This is a genomic window from Mycoplasma sp. 3686h (assembly GCF_056781225.1).
Genome location: NZ_CM165562.1, coordinates 598,511 through 624,475, shown reverse-complemented (window position 1 = coordinate 624,475; position 25,965 = coordinate 598,511). Strand labels below are relative to the sequence as shown.

Genomic DNA, 25,965 nt, shown 5'->3' with positions numbered 1-25,965 from the left:
CGAACTAATATGGGTGTTTTTTTCTTTTTATCAATTCACTAGAATTGATATATAACAACTTTATATAAACTTTTCTATATATAGTATATATATATATATATATATATAGAACGTGAAAAATGGTAAAATATATAAAAAATAAATTGGTATAATAAAAGCTACTAATTTTATACTAACAAAAAATTGAGGTACATTTTATGAGGAATTCCAAAAAAACATTAACCACTTTAGGTATTGCCGGTAGCATGACTGCAGGTGCTACTTTAATATCTGTGGGTGTATTGTTATCATTACACAACTCATACCAAGCAAGTCCAAAGCAAACTTATCTCTTTATGGAACTTCAACAACAAGTTAATAAAACTGATAAGGTTTTACAAGCAGTTAAAAAGGAAAATAAAGACTCTCAACAAATTCAAGAACTTTCAGATGAAGTTAAGTATGCAAACCAACTCTTATCAAATGAAGATTCTTCAATTGCTTTAATGCTTGAACAAAGAAACAAACTGAAACAATTAACCCCTAAAGCATTACTTAGTATTACTCAAGATCGTGCTGAAATGACAACTCTAATTAACGAGATTACATCTTTAGTTAAATCAGTAGATCTTCAAAGTATAGCCAAGTCAGCTAAGGATAAACTGTTAAGTGCAATCAATTCTTCTTCGAACCTAGAGACTGCTTTTAATTCTTTTTATGATGTGATTGATAAATTAATCAATCAAAGTAATCAATTTTCATTTGAACTTGAAACTAAAATTTGAACTGATCACGAACAATTAATCAAAGATAAAACAACTTATACTGCTCAAGAAAAAAGTGCTCTTTTATCAACTATTGAACAAATTTTAAATTTACTCAACGAACCTGAATATTCACGTGATGCTGTCATTGAATTTGAAAAAGTTTACGATAAAATGATTGAAAAGTTGAGTTTAAATAAAGCTAAAGAAAGTAAAAATCGTAATAACTTTTTTGAAAATATAATTCGGGTTAGAAATGAAATTAACCTTTTAGATGTTAATGATCAAATTAAAGAAAACTTTTTAAAGCAGATTGATGATTATAAAAATATTGCTTCAAATCCAGTGCCAACATTAGCACTAACTAAAGCTGAAGAAATTTCTTACTTAAATGATTTAGTTAATAATCAATTAAATACTTTAATTTCAGAAACCCCTGATAAAGATAAATTACTTACCAGATTAAGTTCAGAACTAAGTGCATTAAAAGCAACTCAATTAGACCCAAGAATTGACAAAATTGCTCAAATGCAAATTGAGAAAATTGCCAACAATCCAAAAGAAAATGAAATTGATATTTTAGATAGCATCGCTCAAGTTACCAATTTATCAACCACATTAAAAAACATTGGGAGTTTGATCAAGACTATCACTGATAAAATTAATCAAGAACTAAATGCTAAAAACCTTTCTCAACCAGATGCTCAAGCCTTTGAACAAGCCTTACAAGATATTATTTCAACCAATCAAAGCAACATTCATGAATACTTACAAAAACTCAATGAATTACACAATGATATATACGATAATGTCTTATTGGGAACCATTTTTAAAGGTTCACTTCAAAAACTTAACGATCAAATCTTAGAAGCTCAAAACAAAGGACGTAATGTTGACAAGAATGTCTTAAGCAGAATGTCTTCTCAAATAGTTGCACTTCTTAACAACAATCCTTCAGTTAAAGAATTAAACAATGCATTGCGAATTCAAAGTAATTTACTGAGAGAAATTAATAAAAAAGAATTAGCTAATTGAGTGACATATGCTAATTCAATTCTTACTGGTGATAATGTAGTTACTCAAGACATTAAAGATAAATTAGTCTTTTTAAATTCTAAAGCAGCTCCATTAATTACTGAAGATTCAACTGCAATTAGAGAAGAATTACAAAATTTAATTCGCCAATATCGTGATGAGCTTGAAAAAGCTAACATTAGCGATGGATTACAAAATTCATTACTTAAATTTAAAGAAACCAAAGATCAACTTTTTGGTGTTTTTGGTACTACTAATGATCAAATTACTTCAGACTTTGGTTCAAAACTTTACCAATTATCACAAGAACTGAAAAAACAAGCTGAAATTACCGCTTCAAATCCAAATTTATCACCAGCTCAAAAACAATCCAGATTTGATCAAATTCAAGCTCAATTAAACAATATTGCTCAAAATGCTCAAAATTTTGTCAGCTTAGAACAAGCCGTTCAATCAGGTGAAGCAACTTTAAAATCATCAAATGGGAAAAGTGCTGAACAAACCTTTTTAGAAACCCAAGCACTTAAAATTAACCAAGTTAAAAATAGCATTTTAGATGCTTTAAGCAATGCTGGTAGTGCAAATAATACTGCTAGTTTACTTGATCAAATGAACGATGCTATTTCAGAGTATAAAATCAAACAAGCTGAATATCAATCAAAACAAGCATTACAAGATAACTTTAAACAAATTAATGAAATTTTCGCTCCGTATACATTAAACGGAGCTCCAACCCCAACCCAAAAGAAAATTATTGATAAACTGAGCTCATACCAAACTCAATTATCAAACACTAGCATTACTAATGAACAAAGAGATAAAATTAATGCACAAATAGCCACTTTAATGGATTCAGTTTTATCAGCACAAGAACTCGAAGTTAGAAACAATGCTCTTAAAGCCTTGATTAGTGATACTGAATCTCAAGATTATGCAAGTTTTAAACCTGATACAGAATACACTAATGCTAAAGCATTAAATAAAACTGTTGATACTTTTTTATCAGCTCTCTTTAGTCCTAATTTTGACAAAGCTCAAATTCAAGCACAAGCTCAAAAACTTGAAAACGAACAACAAACTCTTGGTATAGCGATTTCAGTTGCCTTATTGAAAAAGACTAATAAAGAAATTTTAGATAATAAAATTTCTAATACTAATATTAATACTAACAGTCCATATTCAGAGATTAATAATTCAATTGAAACTATTAATGCTAGAGTTATTGATTTAATCAATTCTTCAACTAAAACCCAAGCTCAAGTCGATGAATTAGAAAATAATATTAAAAAATTCACTAAATTAGCCAAAGCTCTTAAAGCTAGTGCTGATAAATTAAGTTCCCTTAATCCAAACGATAACCCAATCTCTTACAAAGCCTTAAAAGATTCAATTATTAATAAACCAAGCAATGGAACTGCTAATGATCCAGTAAATACTTTAATTAACTTAAATGATTCACCTTCAGTGATTGATTTAAAAACTCGTATTTTAAGAGACGAACTTTCTAAAACTGATACTAGAATCAATGGAGAAGGTGCAATTAAAAACTTAGAAGCAGTTTATGGAACCAATGAGAAAAACCATGCTATTTTTGATGATGCAATTAGCGCTTTAAATACTAGAATAGCTGATTATAAACTTAAATTAGCTCAATTTTATGACTCTCAATCAACTTTAGCTACTTTAGTCAGTGATATTAAATTCTTCACCACTAAAGAAATGCAAACCAAAAATGCAATCCAACAAGCTTGAGATGATGTTATTGCTCTTAAAACTAGTGCTGTAACTGATTACAATCAACGTAAAAATGCTGATGGATTAACTACAATTACCAAAACCCAAGCAATCTTTGATGAATTTGATGCACTCAAAGATACAATGGATAGCACTGGTAAAAAAACTACCTTAACTCGTCAACTTGAAAGTAAACTTGAGTTATTACCATTAGCTTATGAACAAGATTTATTTACTAAAACTTCAAGCGACTTAACTACTAAGCTTGATCCATTTAACACTTATTCAAGTGATGTTCAAACCAATTATAGTAATGCATGAAAAAATGTCATTACTCAATGAAATGAAGCTATTAAAAATACAGTTAATAGTTATAGTGACCTATCTAAATTAGTCGCTATTAAAAAAGATTACCAAAAACTTTCTTCATTAAACTCATTAATTACTCAATTAACTACTATTTTTGGGTACTTTGATCAAAATTCCAAAACTAATACCAGTCAGAAAAACTATCAAGTTTTACAAAACAATCCAAACAATGCTAATTTATTTACTAAAATTGCTAGCTCATCAACTTATCAAAACTATGACCAAAGCACTTTATATTCACAAACCCCTGAAAGCATCATTGCTCTAAGAAATGAATTAAGAGATTTATATTTTGATGCTATTTCACTTGATGAAGCTAAATTAATTCAAGTCCAAAAAATTACTGATTATAAAACTACAATTGGTAAGAAACTTGATATGCTAAATGCTAATGGTATGATGGTTGTTGATGCAAACTTAAAAACGCAAATTAATAGTAAATTAGATCAATTAGTAAATAGCACTAATAGTGTAAATAGCAAGAGTGAATTAATCACCATTGATAACGAGCTCAATGCAATTCAATTTAAAGAACAAAACCTTAAACAACTTGCAATTACCGTGCAAAAGGCTAAAAAATTAGTCACTGATAATCAAAAGGCACGTATGCAATCAACTGGTAAAAATTCACTTCTTAGTGGAATGGAAACTGTATATAATGCTTATGCAAATAATTATCTAAGTCTTGATACAGTTACTTTATTAGCTAAAGATAAAGAACTTGTAGATCAAATTGAATTATTCAAGGAATTTGAAAAAGTTTACGCTCAAGTAACTGATGATGAAAATAGTATAGCTGCGCAATACGTTGATGGTACCCAAGCACAAAGCGGTACCCAAGGAATGAATAAAATGCGTGCTTACTATGATAGTTTAACTACTCAATTAGATACTGATCCAATTACTGTAGCTAAACTATTTAACATTTCAAATACTTTAACTACTCTGAAAAAATTAATCCAATTGCAAAGAGATAAAATACAAGAACAAAATAATGTTTTAACTAATTCTGATTATAAAAACTTTGCATACACTAATACCCAAAACTTTAACTACGGATTTGAAAATGATGCTAAAAAACTAGCTGATGCTATTTTAAATAGCATTCCAACTACTACTCAAAGTGCTACTGATATTGAAACCACTCTTTACCCAACTTTAGTAACTCAATTCAAAAATATCCATGATTTATATCTTGCTCGGAAAAGTGCTCTTGATTTTATTTATAAAGATGCTCCAGGAACTAGCTCAAACGGAATTAAACCACAACAAATAGCAAAAATTACTAACAATCATACAATCGATTCGCAATACAGTACTTTAAAAACAAAAGCTGATGAATTCTTCCACACTCAAGCTCAAGCTATTGCTAATGCAACTGATCAAGCTACTATTGATCAAGCGATTTTACAAGTAGTTGAATTTAATGTTTTCTTTGATAAATACAAGAAAATTGCTGAATTAATCAATGCTGCTAATACAGTTAAAAACGCAGTTAATGCTAAAAACGCTAACATTAGCACTAATAATAATGTCATGGCATCGATTACTAAATTAAATGAACAAATTACCAAGGGTGAGTCATATTATTACACAGAAAAAAGTATTGCAAATCTTGACAATAATATTTTCTTTTTAGACACATATGTTGCTCGGGTAAATTTAGCTGTAACTGCTGCTGAAAAACTCAGTGAATTAGCAGATGTTGATACTACTCCTGCTGATACTGAATTTTTAACCACTCAAGCTAAAACACCACTCCAAAATATTATCAATAGTATTTTTACTGATTTAGCTCAAAATCCAACCCTTGAAACTAAAGAGGGATATGCTCAATTATTAGATAAATACATTACTGGATCATCAAATAGTTCATATAATATTGCTTTTGTTAACTCGGTCATTTTACAAGCTAATATTCACAAAGCACAACAATATTTTGATAAATACACTGCTCAATTAAACAATAATCCAGATTATGAACCACAAAATATCAAAGATTTATATACAGCATTAAATGATAAAATCAATCTAGCTAAAAATGCTTTACATGATGCCACACATAATGAAGCTAATAAGTTAACTCTTGCATCAGAGCTATATAATTCAAATAATGGTGCTTTAGATGAGGTTTTAAAAGCTGAAACAGTTAAAGCCAAAGCTATTTACAATGCTCACTTAGAATTAAATCGTTATTTAAGTTTAAATTACACTGATTCAAATAATTCTCCTGAGATAGCTGATTATGAGCAAGTTGCTTTAGAACAAATTAAAACAATTGACATTTATACTCCTGATAAATTAAAAGACTTTAACGACAAATTACATACTGCTCAAGAAAAATACAATCAACAAAGATTAGATATTTTCAACTGAGAAGCTCATCGTTATAACTCATATAAAGATAAATTTAACCAATTTTACAGTTTCTTAAGTTCTCCAAATACAAATAATGTGGCTCAAAGTTTTATTCTTAAAGTTACTGGAATTACTCAGGCTGAGTTAGATCAATTTAATAGTACAATCAACCCATCAGCTAGTGATACATTACATACTAATGCTCAAACTTATGCTGCTCGTTTAAGTCAAGGTGATACTGCTAATTTGAATTGATTAAAAACCTTTAGTGATAATAGTGTTTTACAAACTCTTTCAAGGGTAGCAGGTGAATTTTTAGATTATTACCAAAACCTCATTTCAATTAAATCAATTCCAAACGTTATTTTAGAAATTAGCAACCTTAAACGGATTGAGGATGAGTTAATTGATGATAATGCAGTTAAAAATGTTCGTTACACATTAATCCAAGCAAATATAGCAACACAAGATTTAACTACTCGAATTAATTCATACCTTGATTCATTAGTCAATGTAACTAATACCACCCCAAATGAAGTGCGTAATGAAAATGATGAATCATCACTTTCATTTGCTCAAGCAACAACACCTGCAACAACAATGGCTCGAACCGCATACTTTGACAAATATAAACAAGCTGTGTTAGCCTTAGCTAAAGGGAAAGAATTACTTGATCAAATTGTGTTTGGAACTAATCCTTCAGACCCAAATGCTTTACAAAAAATATTAGCTAAATTTATTGATGGTGTTTCCGGATTTGATGGAAGAGCTAATATTCATAACTTACTCAAATACATAGCATCCACAGATCAAGCAGATCCCAATATTGGTGCTAATTTAGATAAATTCACTCAAGTGAAAAATGAATATACTAAAGTAGCAAACCCTTCACACGAAACTGAGCAAGCATTAGCTAATTTAAATAAAGATACTGCAAGTGATTTTGATATTTATAGTGCTATTACCAAAGGATTTGATAGTGCATTGCAATTATTTGAATGAGTCACTGATTCTAACAATACTGATTTATTCTTTGACTTTTTAACCCAAACTGTTAATGGAGTGATTAATTATGCCAACATTATTCCAAAAGAAAGCACCACAGTAGAAAAATTCCAAGAAACTTTGGATAATACTGCAATTAACGAGGAAATGATTACTATTGATAAAACTAAATATAAAGCTAAGAAAATTAATACACAAATTAGAGCTAATGGAGGCGGATTAATCGGTGATTTATTCGATAAATTCAACATTTTCAAAGGAACTGATCACTTATTTAATCCTGATAATGTCGATTTATACGTTTATAAATCAGCTACTGATGCTTCAGCTCAGTACATTAGACCACGCTTAACCTCAGATCCTTCAGTAAAACGTGGATTTGTTAACTTTTACTTTAAATTCCACAAACCAAGTTCAGTTACTGATGCTAATAGTGCTTTTGGAACGGTAGAAGATTTTGGAATTAAGTTTGAAAATGTAGGAATTTTATTTAAAACTTTAGATTTATTTAGCATTGGAAAAAGAAATATTCAAGATACAAATGCTTTAACCGCTCCAATCTTTACTGCTGAACAAGCTGGATGAAATAATCTCCAAGCTCCTGCAAGATTATTCAATGTCTTTAATAAATACTCAACTTTAAAATTATTACAAGATAATAAATACTTCTTTAAAGAAGATATTACTGAAGCAATTGATGCACCAGCTTCAGCAAACACTACATCATCACCTGACTTTAGAATTAAGGTTAAATTAGAAAATCCATACAAAGGTTACACTCAAGTTGGAAACACTATTTACTGAAAAACCTTAAATCCTAACTTTGCTGACGATAAAGGAATTGAACGTCAATGAAATAATTGAAGTGATTTTGTAATTAATGCAAGTGATAATACAAAATATAATTGAAGAGATAATTACTTATACCATTATAATGCAGCTACTGATGCAAGAAAAAACTTATTATTCTTACCAATTGTTATTGGAGTTCCAGTTCAAGATGCCAATGGAAATAATGCTTTAATGGTTATTTCATGACAAATTTTGAACCGTTTTGATAAAAACCCTACCTCCACAACCCAAAATATTTCTTTAGGTAATGCTGACGTACTTAGATATGTATACTTTTTTAAAGAAAAAACAGGTCTTACTCAAGCTAATCGACCAACAGCTACTACTCCAGGACTTTACGAATACATCATGAAACAAATTAAGTTTAGAGAATTTGTTGGATTAAGTTTTGAGAATTTAAGTCCTTCAAAATTATGAGGTGTAGATCCTTATATTGTTAAAGATACAACTAATTCAGGTAAAGGTGGAGTTGGATACTCTGATTTTGTAACCGCTCTTGGATCAACTGGAAAATTTGAGATTAATCTTAAATTACACTAAAAAAGGAGAATATCATGCTTAAAATTAAAAATAAACAATTAGCTAAAACACTTGTTATTTCATCAAGCATAGTAGCACCTGTTGCTATTGGTTTAGGTGTAACCTTGTTTCTAATTCACTCAAAAGAAGCAGTTAATTCATCAACAGTATTTGGAAACTTTCTTGAAAGTGAAAATTTATTTAAAATATATTCACCTTACATTAATGCTTCTGACAGTGATAAAGAACAAGTAATGAAACAATTTAACCAAGCTAAAAGTACCTGAAATGATAAACAAACCAATCTCCAAGACAAATTAACCACCTTAGATAAAGCCCAAGAAGTAGTCTTTAATTTCTATATTAATAATGTAGAGCGATTACAAGTTGATCAAGAAGATCAATCAAAAACCTTTTGACAAAAAGTTTTAGATAATCAAGAAGCTCGGATCCGTGAACTTGATTTAAAAAATCAACTTACTCAAATGAAACAAGATCATTCAATTGAGTTTTTAAAAAATCTTACTGATTTGAGTAAAGAACAAAGAACAAAGTATTTAAACATGCTATCAACCGAGATTACTAAGTTAGTTGTTTCACAAAATGATCAGTTAAAACAATTTATCAAACTCTTAGAAGACACTGGTAATAAACTCGATACTCTTCCATTTGAAGGATTGAAAAAGAATGCTGTTAATTCATTAGTTCCTTTATACTCACGTATTATTAGTAGCACCTTAAGATTAAACGAGGTGGAAATTGCTTCGCAAGATACTAAAAAAGAAGTAGAAAAATTCGAAGAAATTGTCTCAAGTTCACAAAGTGATATTAACGATATTAATGAGAATTTAAAATTAATTGAACCTTATGTGAATAATGCTGCTTATACTCAAACTGAAAAAGATAATGTTCGAAAATTCCTTGATGCAACCAAAAGTAATTTAAATATTGCTTTAAATAAAGCTGATTTGAATCAAATTCGTAATGATGTATTAGCCTTTTATCAACAAATTTCAGATACCCAAAAATCTGTTGCTGATATTAAGCAAGTTATTAGAGAATTAACTAATTATATTGATGAACTTGATCCAAAGTTAAGATTTAACAAAGATATGATTAAGCAATTAATCACACAAGTATTAACCATTAGTGATAAAAAAGAGCTTATCTCAGCTAAAAGTGATTTATTTTCTCAATTTTATGCTCTTAAATTCTCAAATCAAATCATTAGCGAGTCAAAACAAAAAATTGATCAAGCTCTCAAGAACAATATCATTGAACCTAAAAAAGCAACCTTGCTAAATTCACAAATTGATACTATTGTTAATAAGAATTTATCAACTAAAGAATTGGCCACTCAATTATTTACTTTCTATAACCAAGAAAACCAAGAACTTGATCGTTTAGAGTATTTAAACAATGAGTTAAAACTCATTCAATCACAAATTACGCTAATTAATGAATTACCATTTACTAGTCAAGATATTAAAAGTCAACTCAAAGAGCTTAATAGTCAAGTGGTTAAAACTTATTCAAATCAAGTTACCTCACAATTTTTATCAAGTGTTAAAAATCAACTTAACGAAGCACTAAGAAAGATTTTAAAAGATAATTTGACTCAATTAATTGATCTTATGGATCAACAAATTAAGCAACTTGAAGGTTTAAATACTCAAGTAAATAATGTTATTTTAGATGAAGCAAGAAAACTCAATACTTCATCAATTCCGCTTACTAGAGTCTTTGACCCAGTTCCTTCAGCTCAATTAATTCAGGTTATTAAAACATATAACATTAAGCTTCAAAACTTAATGAACGCAAGCAAACAAACCCAAGCTGAAGATTTTTCAAGTTTTACTGATGATTATTTGAAAATTGTCTTTTCAAATAATGATGATACTTATGTTCCGACCGAACGTGAACAAAAACGGATTGATTTATATAATCAATATAAAACACGTTTAGACCAAATTCGGAAAGAAATTAATGCTGGAAATGGAAATGCTAATCTAGCTCAAGAAATTGAAGTTATCTCACAAAAACTTAAAAGTTTAAGTGATACTGGAAATGATTTCCGTGGAATTTCATTATTAGACCAACAAGCAGAAAAAACTATTCAGACCCAAAAAGATGGTCCAAACTCAATCGTGCTTGAACCATTTATTAAAGATGTTCAAGCAGCACGTGAACAGCTTGATGCTCTTTTTGCTAACCCTGATGCTACACAAGACCAAATCAAATCAACTCAAGATGTTTTAGCTAAAGCACTCAAAGCTCTAAATGAGGCTGACACTAAAGCCTTATTTGATCAAAAAATTAGTGATTTTAGAAACGCGATTAACCAAAAATACGGAAATGATTTAAGTTCACCAGGTGCTAAAGCACTCTTAAAACAATATCAAGAATTAGTCCAAGCTTCTCAAGATGTTTCTAACCAAGAAAAAACTAATGAATCTATTCAAAAAGCTAATCAATTAATCGAATTAACTCCATCTTTATTTGATGCTGAAATTAATAAAAAAGAGTTACTTGATATTATCTCGAGAACATCATCAGCTCAATATGCTGGGACAAAAACTCAAAACGCAATTGTTAAAGGTCATGAAGAAATTGCTAATATTGACCAATTAATTGAGCGTTTAAATTCAACACTTAATATTCCGAACCTCCAAGCATTTGAAAACGCTAAATTACAATTGCGTGAACGTGGAAATGAAATTTTACTTGCTTATGAGCAAGATAAAATTGAAAAACTTAATGCAAGGATTCAAGCTAGTGTTAAAAGCACTCAAGGTGGAGCAAATGATAATTACAAAGCTAGCTTAGCAAGAATTGATAATTATGCTACAATCCAAAAATCACAACTTAATTATCAACGTGCTCAACAAGCTAGTGAAAAAATGGAGCTGTTTGATCAATTAGCTCAGCTTTCGTCACAGTTATTAGATTCATATAACTTATATAATAATGGTTCAACCACCACTTTATCTGATTACATTGCTAATTTATTACAAAGCAATGATTTATCAACTGGTGATGATAATGAACAAATTCAAACTAAAATTGATACGCTAACCAAAGCTCAAAGTATTGTTAGTGCTAAAAAAGAATTTTTAGATGTTTATCAACAATTACAAGTAGTTTTAGACAAAAACAAAGATTGAAAAATCTATGCACCATTAAAAGAAGAAATAAATCTAATCTTGCAACAAGCTAATTTGGTTATTTTCAATAATGATTTAACTGTGGCTCAAATCCAAGAACAAAGAGATCAATTAAGAGTTAAAATCAATCTATACAAAACCAAAAAACAAGACCTTGAAGATGCATTTGATCAAGCAATTATTCAAGTTGATAAGCAAGAGCAAGCTTTAGATGCTGATGTAGCATCAGTAGCTAATAATAATCCTGGTTACACTTTTACTAATTATTATTCATCGGTAAAAACTGCATATGTAAACGATAAAGCTCCATCTCGTAGAGAAAATGTTGATACCCAAGATATTAATAATTACCTAGTTAAATTACAAATTGGATATCAAAAAGATTTTGCGTTAAATAAACTTAAAAAGATTGCTAATGATGCCAATGATCCAAATTTTGGAACCAGTGATTTACATACTAAAGTCAAAAGAGGACAAACCACTTTTGATACTAGCGTCAAAAATAGTCTTAATTTAGCTAGTCTTACCTTAGAACAAACCCTTGAAACTATTAAGAAAATTCAACGTTATGACGATTTATTTAGAGTTGAGAAAAAGGTTGCTGATTACATTGCTAAAAATACAAGCGCTCAAGGAAATAAGACTTTTTCAATTGAAAAATTAACCAATGGATTAGAAAATAGTTTACCAATTTCATCCGATACTTTTGCTGACTTAGATACTAAAGTTACTGAGTTAAATAATCTTTACTTTGCTGAAATTGAAGTTCAACAAATTCGTGAAGATATTATCGAATTGCTTGAAAGCGATGGAACAAATGGTAAACCAGATGGAATTAGTAAATTACTCAATGATGCATTGGGTTCAACTTATGATTCAGATGTTAAAACAAAATTAACTGATTTTATTAATAGTACTAAAACCACAGCTAACACAGCTACTGATAAACCTCCATTAATTACCTTATTTAAACAAGTTGAACGAATTAAAGGTGAAGTTAGTGCTATTGCTACACTAGCAAAAAATGTTGCTAATGCTCAAAATGCTATTAATAGTGTTAATAATTCAAGTTCAAACTTAATTAGCACTTATATTCAAAAAATTAATGTTCTTTTAAACCAAGCACGAGCAAATTACTTCAAAACCACTGTAGATAATGGTGCAACCAATAATATTGATTTTTACAATGATTTAAGCAATAAAATTAATTTTAGCACTCAAAAACTCAATGCTTCAGACCAATTAGCAAGCAAATTAGCTGAAATTAATACCATTATTAATGGTTCTGAATTTAATTTAAGAAATGTTGATGGAGCTTTAGGTTTAACTAAACTTGATCAATTAAAAGCTTATTTGACTTCGTTTGAAAGTGCAGCAACTAATGATGATTACACCCAAAGTGGAGTAGACAAAATCAATACACTAACAGCAAAAGCAAACTCATTTAAAAATGTAATTAACACTGATTTAACCACATTAAGATACGCAACCACTTTGGCTCAAAATAATTCCTCTACTTCAGCAGTGGATTTAAAAGCAATCTTATTATTAGTTTGAGACAGTATTCCAACCAATACAACCAATAACAATACAACTTTAGGAAAAGAACCAAATAACTTATACTCAGTTAATGATTTATTTGATTTAGCTAGCGCAAATACTTCAAACGCACAAGATTACAACACTTTAACTGATAAAATTGTCACTGAAATTGGAAACAAAAAAGCCGCAATTCAAGCTCGTAATGCGTATAGAGAAGCTACTCATAGCACCATTAATAGCATAAAAACAACAAGTTTTGAACCATTAGTTCATAATGAGCTTAAAAATAGTTTAATTGCTTATTTAAACCAATTAGATAGCGAAAATAATGCTGCAACTGTTTTAACTGTGTCAGATGAATCAGGCCAATTAAATGTTATCCGTGCTAAAGTTACCACCATTCAAGGTAAACTTGGCGAGCTCAAAAACTTAGCACAAAAAGCACATGAGCTCAATGATTTTAAAAATAGAATTGTTTCAAGCTTACCATTAATTAATAATGCCAAACAAGCAGTCCAAGACTTAATTACTAAAGCTGAATCTTATTACAATGATACAGACAAAATGAATGCTACTGGTAGTGATTCAATTAGCAGTTTAATTAGTCAAATTGATGAGCAAAGTGCTAAATTAGACGTACTCATTAAATACGAACAAGTTAAAAATGAAGCTGATGCAGATAATACCTTATCACCAAGTGCTAAAGCTGTAATTAATAATAAATTAACCACTTTTGTTAATGAATATAACTCTAATACTTTCACTGGAGCTCAATTACTCAATAAATACTTTAGAACTATTGATCAAGTGATTCAAGCTGGTGATCCAGATACTGCAAAAAATAGTTTAATTAAATATGCACTTGAAAATGCTATTAGTTTACAAAAAGTATTTGCTCAAGCAAAGAGTCTTGTGAGCTTACAAGATGCATCGCTAGATAATACTAATGTCACCAGTAAAATTGCTCAAATTAATTCATTAATTAATAATGCAACTACTGGAGTTGATGCTCGATTAAATGCTAGTGATAATGATGAACAAGCTAAAATAGCTTTAACTAAAACTATTAATGATAATATTCAACAATTAATTCAAGCAAAAAGAGACCAAATTGATGAGCAATTAGTTAGTGATAATGAAATTAAAAATTTCTTTGATTCAGTAAAGAGCAATTTCACTCCACAAGGTGGAAACCCGATTACTTATGTAGATAATTTCAAACAAAAAGGAATTGATGATTTAACCACTGCTCAAGGTAATAAAGACAATTTATCATACTCACAAGTTAACGTAGCATTAGGTAATGCTAAATCTGTTGCTAGTTTACAAATTTTTGACTTATACAATCGAGCCAAAAATGTTGTTGAAAACATTAAAAACACAGTCTCAGAATATTTCGATGACTTTAGCGCAACTAAGACTAACGTTCGTGCTGGTGCACAAGTTAGTCCAACTCAATATGAACCAATTGCAATTTTAAAAGCTTCAATTGATAGCGTGCTTGGAGCTAATTTTGATAGCATTGATAATTATTCAGGGAAAATTAATTCATTAGTAAATATTATTAATGGTAATTATCAAACTACTTTAGATAATTTTGCTAATGCAATTAAACAAGTATTTAATGATAAATTTGCACCAAAACCTACTCAACCAAACTCAACTGATTTACCAGGATTTTATATTAAATTAAAAGAAAAATTAGATCCATTAAAAAATAATATTGCTGGTAAAACTGAGAATTTATACAAATATAACCAAGTTGAGAGCTTAGAAAATAAATATGATGCTTTTGTAAATGAAATTAATTCAGCAGTGCAAGTATATAACTCGATTATTACTAAAAATGATTCAGGTTCATTAGCTTACTTTGCTACAATTGTAGATAACTTAAACCATGACTTTATCGAATTAGAAAAAAGCTTTAAAGACGCGGTTACACAAACATTAAGTAAAAACCCACTTGAAGATGTTTTTGCTGATATTTTTGAAAAAATTCGTCTTGGTGATACTCCGACCCCTGATACTCAAGCAATTTTAGATTCATTTGCTGGATTTAAAGCTGGAATACAAGGTACTCTTGGCAATGTTGATACTAGTTCTTCGTTTGATTTTAGTACTTTAAATAAAAATTCTGGTTTAACTAACACTTTATTTGACTTATTACAATCATTAACTGCATATAAAGATTGAATTAAAGAAGATGCAAATAAACAACTCTTACTTAATTCGTTAAATGATAATCCTAATCAAAGTAATGATTTTGAACCAAACATACCTACATTAACTACTTTAGGAAAGTTTGATCACAAATATAAGGTGATTGTAACTAATAAACAATATACTCGTTCAAAATTCATATCTAAATTTAATGACATTGTTGCTTCAAAATCACAAAATAATGCTAATGTAGATATGATTGAAATTCACAATAATCCTGAATTTTTAGAAATGTTTGATCAATTTGCTTATACTAGCAAAGATGTAACTAACAATTCTCAATTGAAATCAATTTATTCACCAATTAAATTTAAAGTATATATTAAAAAATACAATGCAAGTGGCTGATTTGATACAGTAGCTCCAACTGAAGATGAAGTTGATCGTCAATCACTTCGTGCTAAAGTAGTTTACTCATACGAATCACAAACTACAGATATTGGTCCATTACAAATTGAAAAAGAAGTAGTGATGACCTTTAAAACCTTGGATAAAATCCAAATCACCAACGGAACCACTAGTATTTTTATCAACAGTGCAAACCAAGCTGGTTATAATGCTAAACTTGAAGTAATTGATGTTGATGAAGCTGGTTGAAACATTGCACAAGTAACTAATGCACAAGCTAATAATTATAATAGTGTTAAAGAAGAGGTTATCACTAAAGTGTATAACAAAATGAAAAAAGCTATTTTTGGCTTAAATAACACTAATTCAACCACAACAAATGGAATTATTGAACCAAATAGTACCTATAAAAATTCATGACTTAACAGTACAAACCCAGATTTAGTACGTTTGTATTCAACCACCACCACTACTAATGGTAAAAGTGCTTCACGGATAAGTGCTTTTATCGATAAAAACAATCGTAATGCTAGTGACAGATATGGATTTGATTTTGAAAACTTAACTTCAATTCCAATGACCTTTAATATCACCTTAACCACTAATAAAGATGATGAAAAATTGGTGATTGTCCCTAAAGACAGTGAAAAAGGATTTGCGTTTTTACAAATTCAACCAGGTCGAATTACTGGTTTTCCTACTAAAGGAAGAACCAGTGGTGCAGGGACACCAGAAAATTATGACGCAATCTTAAGAGATAGTGGTAATGGATTTAGAAATATTTGAAATGATAGTACCCACTGATATAACACCCCAAATGAACGTATTCCAGCTGGATATAATGCTATTGTCTATGAATTTAATATTGATTATGATCCATTAACAAGAAAAGTATATTTATATAATTCATTATTCCAAAACGTATTATATGCAATTGATAGAAATTTATTAAAAAGTGAACTTGATAAACAAAAAGTTAAACAAGGACTTAAACAAGAAGATCAAACATTTTTAAATAATCTTTCAACTAGAATCGGTTCAGTACCTGCAAGTTACACAACACCTGCACCTGAATTAGCTCGATTATTCCAAATCTATTCAACATTCCCCAATCAAGTATACTTGGATTCAAACACTAATCCTTTATCAGGTTCCTCATCAAGCTCATTAGGAGGAGCTCCTGTGAATCCAATAACAGGTGGAGGAATCTTAGTTTATCGAAAAACTCCTAGTGATCCAAAAACCGCTGTTATAGCTCCACTTCCAAAAAATTCATGAGGTAGCGGAAATGCTAAAAATTCACTTTTTAAAGAATCAGCTCGTGGAGTGTTAAACGCAGCAACTATTGGAGAATTTTGATTTAAACTTCGTTAAAAAAATAATTTATTTAATTTAAATCGCAAAAATCACATTATTTTTTAGTGTGGTTTTTGTGATTTTTATTTAAAATAATATAATAAAGATGTAGATTACTGTATTTTAATATTAGTAAATATCAAATTTACGTAATTAATTATTCATGACAATTATTCATTTTTAATTTAGTATAGTCTTTTTTAGTGTAAAATTGATTACTAATCAAAATTTGATAATATCAAAATACAAAAGTCAATTGATACAAACAATTATGAGGTTTATTTTATGAGAAATTCAAAAAAAGCAATAACCACACTAGCTGTAGCTAGCAGTGTTAGTGGAATTGCATCGATAATATCTGTTGGAACTTTGTTTTCTCTACACGATTCTTTTGAAGTTCAACGTAAACAAACATACTTTTTTGCACAATTAGAGCAACAAGTGAACAAAACTTCAAATATCCTAGAAACACAGTTACAACATAATCAAACCAATCAACAAATTAAAGAACTTTCTTCAGAGCTTGATTATGCTAAACAACTTTTAGAAAACGAAAATTCAAGTATTGCTTTAATGCTTGATCAAAGAAACAAACTCAAGCAATTAACCCTTAAAGCTCAATTAAGCGTTGTTCAAGACCAAGAACAAACAATTAATTTAATTAATGAATATTATTCTTTAGTCAAAGATGTTGATTTTCAAAATATTGTAAAACAAGCTAAGGACAAAGTTATCAGTGCTCTTTCATCAGGCGATAAAAATGTAGCATTAAACAATTTTTATCAAGTTGTTGATAACCTAATCGAACAACAAAACAAGTTTTCTTTTGCTTTAGAAACTAAAATTTGAACCAATCATGAACAATTAATTAGAGATAAATCATCTTTATTTAGTGCACAAGAAAAAAGTGCTCTCTTATCAACTATTGATCAGATTTTAGATATGCTCAATCAACCTGAATATTCTAAAGATTCGATTGGAGAATACGAAAAAATCTATGATCAAATGATCACTAAATTAAGAGAAGGTAAAAAGCAAGAAATTCAAAATTTTAACATTTTTCTAAAAAATATTACTCGTGTTCGGAATGAAGTTAAAAACTTAAACATTGATAATTCGCTTAAAAACGTTTTTTTGGAACGAATTGAAAATTATAAAAGAATTGCTGATAATGATTCACCAACTTTGGCTATATCTAAAGCAAAAGAAATTGAATTTTTAAATAATTTAGTTAGCAATCAATTAAATACCTTAATTTTAGAAACACCTGATACAAAGCAATTATTACAAACCTTATCTCAAGAATTAAGTGATTTAAAATCACAAGCTTTTGAAGCTAATATTCAATCATTAATTAATAAACAAATTGAAAATATTAAACACAATCCTCAAGAAAGTCAAAGTGACATTTTAAATAGTATTGCCCAAGCAAGCAATTTAAAAACTAGCGTGAAAAATATTTCAGATTTAGTAAATACTATTAAAAATAAAATTAATGAGTATGTAAATGATAAAAGCATTTCTCGAACTAATGCTCAAAGCCTTGAAAAACAATTAAATCAAATTATTGAATCAAACTTTGATAATGTTGACCAATATTCGCAAGAATTAAATCAACTTTACAATAATATTTATGACAATGTTCTGTTGAGTTCAGTGTTTAAAAATTCGCTCAAAAAATTAAATGATCAAATTTTATATACACAAAATAATGGAAGAAATGTTGATAAGAATGTCCTTGCTAGAATGTCCTTGAAATTAGTATCATTACTTAATTCTAGTGCTTCAGTTAAAGAGTTAAATGATACACTAAGAATTCAAAGTAATATACTCAGAGAAATTAATCGGGAAGAATTAAAAAGTTGATACAAATTATCAATATCGTTTTTAGAAGATAATAATCTCATTTCGCAAGAAATCAAAGATAAATTAAGTTTTTTAAATTCTAAAGCAATTTTTTTAATTCCAGACACTTCTACAGCTACTCGTGAAGAATTGCAAACATTAATTGCACAATACCGTCAAGAAGTTGAACAAGCAAATATTAGTGACGGATTGCAAAATGTTTTATCCAAATATGACACTACCAAAGATGCTCTTTTTGGTGTTTTTGATAATACTAATGGACAATTAAATTCTGCTTTTGGAAAACAACTTTTAGCTCAAGCCCAAGAGCTTAAAAAACAAGCTGAAATTACAGCTTCAAATCCAAATCTAGACCAAAGCGAGAAAGAACGTAGATTTAATCAAATTCAAAACCAACTTGACAATATTGCAAAAAATGCTTCAACTTTTAAAAATCTTGAACAAGCAGTTGCTCAAGGAGAAGCGACATTAAAATCTTCAGATAATAAAAAAGCTGAACAAGCTTATTTACAAGCTCAAGCTTTAAAAATCACTCAAGTCAAACAAAACATTCTTGACGCTTTAAATCAAGCTTCTAGTGCAACTAATGTTGATGAATTGCTTAATCAAATGAATGATGCTATTGCAGAATACAAAGATAAACAAGCTCAATATCAAAGCGGCCAAGCTTTAAAGGATAATTTTCAGCAAATTAATGACATTTTTGCTCCATATTCATTAAACGGTGCTCCAACACCAATGCAAGCAAAAATTCTTGATCTTTTATCTTCATACCAATCAGAACTTTCAGATCCAAACATCACCAGCGAAAAACGTGATCAAACTAATCAAAAAATTACCCAATTAATGGATGTAGTTTTATCAGCTAAAGAACTTGAAGTTAAAAATAATGGTCTTAAAGCATTAATTAATGACACTCAAAATGAAAATTATGCAACCTTTAAACCAAATAATCAGTTTACTAAAGCTCAAGAATTAAACGCTAAAATTGATAAGTATATTGAAACTTTATTTAAACCAACTTTTGATAAAACTCAAATTGATCAATATGCTCATGATTTACAAACTCAGCAACAAGATTTAGCATTAGCTATTTCAGTTGCTTTGCTACAAAAAACAAATCAAGAAATTATTGATAATAAAATTAATGACCAAAATTTCAAGAATCAAGCACCTTATAGTCAAATCAATGCTTCAATTGACACTATTGATGCTAAAACCAGAGATTTAATTAGTGATTCTAATAAAACCCAAGCTCAAGTTGATAATTTAACAAATGAGATTAAAAAATATCTCAAATTAGCTCAAGCTCTCAAAAATAGTGCAGATAAATTAAAAACCATTACCCAAAATACCAATCCAATTACTTATAAAGCTTTATCAGATTCAATTATCAATAAACCTAATGGTGGAACATTAAATGAACCTAATGATAGTTTGATTCATTTTGGTGATTCAGTATCAGTGATTGATTTTAAAACCCGAATTTTAACTGATGAACTTGGAAAAAGCAACACTCGTTTACAAGCTGAAAATAATATTAAAACTTTGGAAAATGTTTACACAAGTGCTGAGCGTAATCGAGCTATTTTTGATCATGCAATTAGTGAATTTAATGCTAAAGTAGCTGATTATAAAACCAAAATTGCTCAATTTTATGCTTCAATATCTAATTTATCAACTTTACGTGATGACATTGATTTTACTACTAATCGTGAACAAAGTATTAAAGCTTCAATTAATCAAGCGTGAGATAATGCATTAGCATTAAAAGACCGTTTAAAAACCGAATATGACCAACGTAAAGCTGCAGAAGGAGTAACTAACACAACTCATACTGATGCTGTTTTTACTCAATTTGATACTTTGAAAGATGCTACTGATAATAATGGTAAAAAGAGTACTTTAACCCAACAATTATTAGACCGATTAGATTTATTACCACTAGCATATACTAAAGATTCATTTATTAAAACCGCACAAGAATTAGATACTAAATTTAGTTCGTTTAATAACTATGATGCACAAATTCAGAACAATTACAGTAATAATTGAAAAAATATTATCACTAGTTGAAAAAATGCATTAACTAACACAATTAATGGATATAACAATCTTTCTGATTTAATTAAAATTAAACATGATTATGCAAAAGTATCAGCTCTAAATTCATTAATTGACCAATTAAGAGATATTTTTGATTATTTTAACAATACATCAAAACAAGATAATACTAAAAAGAATATTCAAGTTTTAACTGCCCAAAATCCTGATAATACATTATTTGCTAAACTAAATCAAACTAGTACATATGCAAATGCAAATGATGCATTCTTTTATGCTAAAACTCCAGATAGCATTTTAGCACTAAAAAACGAGCTTCGTGATTTATATTTTGATACTGTATCGCTTGATGATGCCAAAGCATCACAAAAGACCAAAATTAATAATTATAAAAATAGTATAGATGGAGAACTCAATAAACAAACTAATATTGATTCAAATCTTAAAACACAAATTGATACCAAATTAAATGCATTAGTAACTGCAACAAGTGCTGTTACTATGAAAAATCAATTGGTCAATATTGATAATGAACTTAGTGCAATTCAGTTTAAACAAGAAAGTCTAAAACAATTAGCAATCAAAACCAAACAAGCACAAGATTTGGTCAATGGAAATAAAAACATTCCAAGTAACCAAACTGGAAAACAATCAATTATCACCGAGATTACTAATACATATAATGCTTACGTTAATGATTATTTAAGTGTATTGCCAATTGATTTAGTCTCTAAAGAAAGACAACTTGACGAACAAATCAAGCTTTTTAATAAATTTGATCAAGTCTATAATTTGGTTCAAACCAAAAAAAATAGCATTCAAATGAAATTGCAATATGCAACAGGAACTGGTGCTCAAGGAAGTGCTCAAGATGGTTTAACCAAAATGCAAGCATATTACGACCATTTAACCACTATGCTTAACACTACTCCAGTAACTCAAAGTAAACTTTTCAACGTTGAAAATACACTTAATTCACTGGATAAGTTAATCATGTTACAAAAAGATGAATTACAAATCCAAAACCAAGTGTTAACTAATACTGATTATAAGAATTTTGATTACAAACCAAATACTCACTTTGATTATGGATTTGATAGTGATGCTAAAAAACTTGCTGATACTATTTTAGCAAGTATTCCAAACACAAATCAAGAAGCTAGTCAAATTGAAACGATTTTAATTCCTACTTTAACTAATTCATTTAAACAAGCTCATGATTTATATTTAGCTCGTCATAATGCTTTAGATTTAATCTATAAACAAGCTAATGTTGATGCTCAAAAAGGAATTAAAACTAAACAAGTGGAGCAAATGGTCACTAGTAATAACATTGAACCACAATATACAAACTTAAAAGCTAAAGCTGATGAGTTTTTCCACACTCAAGCACAAGCAATTGCAAATGCCACTACCAATGCTCAAATTGATAGTGCTATATTAAGCGTGCTTGAAAGCAATGTTTTCTTTGATAAATACAAACAAATTGCTCAACTAATTCAAACCGCTCAAGATCTGAAAAACAATATTACTACTAATCAAAATGCTAATATTAAATCAGAAAAAAACGTGCAAGCATCAATAGCTAAATTAACTGATCAAATTACTCAAGGTGAAAATTATTATTACACTGAGCAAAATAATGCAAATTTAGATCAAAACATTTTCTTACTAGATACATACACTCAACGGTTAACATTAGCTTTACAAGCTTCGCAAAAACTTGCTCAATTAAATGATTTAAATACCAATCCTGGTCCTGCTGAATATTTAACTAATGAAGCTAAAGCTCCTTTAAGAGCTATTATTGAACAAATTTTTACCGAATTAAATAACAATCCATCTTTAGAAACTCAAGATAATTATGATCGTTTATTAGAAAAATATATCACCGGTTCTTCAAATAATTCATTTAATATTGCTTTGATTAATTCAAAAATTCTCCAAGCTAATATTTACAAAGCTCAACAATATTTAGACAAATATAACTCTCAAATTGCTAACAATCCTAATTATGAACCACAAAATATCAAAGATTTATATACAGCATTACAAAATAAAATTACTCAAGCTACTAATGCACTAAACAATAATGTTCATAATGAAGATGCTAAATTACGTTTATCTTCTGAGTTGTATAATTCAAACAGTGGAGCATTGGATTTAATTTTACGTGCCGAAACTGCTAAGGCAAAAGAAATCTTTAACAAAAACACAGAATTAAATAAATACCTTAATAGTCACTATACTAATCCAAATGCAACTCCAAAATTACAAGATTATGAGCAAGTTGCTTTAGATTCAATTAAAAATATTGATATTTCAAGTGCAGATAAATTGTTTAATTTTAACACTACCTTAACAAATGCAATTGACAAATATCAAAACCAAAGACGCTTAATTTTTGAATGAGAAGCACATCGTTATAATTCTTACAAAGAAAAATTTCAACAATTCTATACTTTTTTAAACGCTCCATCTATTCAAGGTACTGATAAAAGTTTTATTCTAAAAGTCACTGGAATTACCCAAGCTGAACTAGACCAATTTAATAATGCAATTCATCCACAAGCTAGTGACACTTTACATACTAATGCTCAACAATATGTTTCTCATTTAAACCAAAATGATACTGATACTTGATTAAAAACCTTTACTGATAATAGTGTTTTAGAAACCCTTTCAAGAGTAGCGAGTGAATTCTTTGATTATTATCAAAATTTAATTTCAATTAAATCAATTCCTTCAATTTTACTATCAATTAGCAATAATTTAAGAATTAAGGATGAGCTCACCGATAATCAAAATAACCAAAATGTTCGTTATACTTTAAAGCAAACTCATTTACAAGATAATAATTTAGAAACTCGAATTAATCAATATACCAATGAAATTGGTTCATTATCAAACACAATAAATCAAGATATTCGAAATGAAAATGATGAATCTAACATTTCATTTGCTAGTGCTACTCCAGCAAATATTCAAACTCAGCGAAATGATTATTTCAATAAATATAAAAGTACTGTATTAACGTTAGCATCAGCTAAACAAAAATTAGAGCAATTAATTTTTGGAACAAATAATAGCGATCCGAATGCGCTTCAAAAATTACTGAATAAATTTATCGAAGGAATAACCGGGTTTGATGGACGAGCAAACATTGAAAATTTGTTAAAATTTATCGCTTCACAAACTCAACTTGTACCAAATTTAGCTCCCAATGCGGATAAATTTACTGAATTAAAAAATGAATATAACAAAATTTCAAGTTTATCAATTCAAAGTGAGCACCAAGTTACTAACTTACAACAAGCTAGTGCTAGCGATTTTGATATTTATAGTGCAATTACCAATGGATTTAGTACTGCTCTTCAATTGTTCAAATGAATGTCAAATCCTGATAATACTAATTTATTTTTTGATTATTTAGTTCAAAGTGAAAATGGAAAATTAAATTATGAAAATATTGTTCCAAAAGATAGTACTTCATTAGAAACTTTTAATAACGTGCTAAATAATACAAACATTACTGAACAAAGCATTAGTATTGATGGAACCAATTATAAAGCTAAAAAAATCAATGATCAAATCACTGCTCAAGGAGCAGGGTTAATCGGGAATTTATTTGACACTTTCAATATTCTTAAAGGAGCTAATTCATTCTTTAATACAACAAATGTTGAAGTGTATGTTTATAAATCAGCAACTGATGCAAATGCTCAGTACCTTAAATCACGTTTAACTTCAGATCCTTCAATTAAACGTGGATTTGTGAATTTGTACTTTAGATTTCATAAGCCAAATTCATTAACTGAAACTAATAGTGCATTTGGTGCTGTCAGTGATTTTGGAATTAAGTTTGAAAATGTTGGAATTAATTTTAAAACCCTGGATATTTTCCAAATTAATAAAGATAATATTCAAGATACAAACCATTTAATCCAACCTCTATTTACAGCTGAACAAGCAGGATGAAACAATGTTCAAGCTCCAACAAAATTCTTAGATGCTTTTAGTAAATATTCAACTCAACAAGCCCTTGATCAAAATGTTGATTACTTTACCGAAGGAGTTAATGATGCTATTGATGCAACAACATCTAACTTTACCAATTCATCACCTAACTTTAGAGTTAAATTAAAATTATCAACTGCTTACAAAGGGTATACTCAATCAGGAACTACTATTTTCTGAAAAACTCTAAATCCTAACTTTGCATCAGATGGTGGAATTCAATTACAAAATGAACCTAACTATTGAGAAGGAATTGTGTCTTCTACTCAAAACAATAGTATTCACTGAAAAGATAATTATCAATATCAATATGACGCTGCAAAAGATGCTGGTAAAAATCTCTTGTTTTTACCAATTATCATTGGCGTTCCAGTTCGGAATGCTAATGGTGAAGCTGCATTAATGGTTGTTTCATGACAAATACTAAATCGCTTTGATAAAAACATTTCACAAAATACTCAAAATATTTCTTTAGGACAAGCCGATGTATTAAGATATGTTTTCTTCTTTAAAAGAAAAGCAGCAGGTAAAGCTTCTGGAGCTCCAACTGAACAAGACCCACAATTTTACGATTATGTAATGCGTAAAATTAAAATTAGAGACCTTGTTGGATTTACATTTGATGATTTAAGGTCTTCAAGCTTGTGAAATACCGATTCATATGTTGAAAAAGATACAACTAATTCAGGTAAAGGTGGAGTTGGATATACAGACTTTTATCAAGCAATTGGAACTAACGGAAGATTTGACGTTCGTTTCAAATTACACTAAAT

Annotated in this window: 3 protein-coding genes; all 3 read left to right on the top strand. The window is 29.0% G+C overall.

Annotated features, from left to right (window positions below; translation table 4 throughout):
* Nucleotides 1-197: 197 nt before the first annotated feature.
* Complete coding sequence (locus tag AC1RP9_RS02545) at nt 198-8,636, top strand: hypothetical protein (protein WP_481821869.1); 8,439 nt, start codon at nt 198-200, stop codon at nt 8,634-8,636.
* A gap of 14 nt (nt 8,637-8,650) precedes the next feature.
* Complete coding sequence (locus AC1RP9_RS02540) at nt 8,651-17,263, top strand: hypothetical protein (RefSeq protein ID WP_481821867.1); 8,613 nt, start codon at nt 8,651-8,653, stop codon at nt 17,261-17,263.
* 267 nt (nt 17,264-17,530) lie between these two features.
* Nucleotides 17,531-25,963: a rhoptry family protein gene (locus AC1RP9_RS02535; protein ID WP_481821865.1), complete on the top strand. Its 8,433-nt coding sequence runs from the start codon at nt 17,531-17,533 to the stop codon at nt 25,961-25,963.
* Nucleotides 25,964-25,965 lie beyond the last annotated feature (2 nt).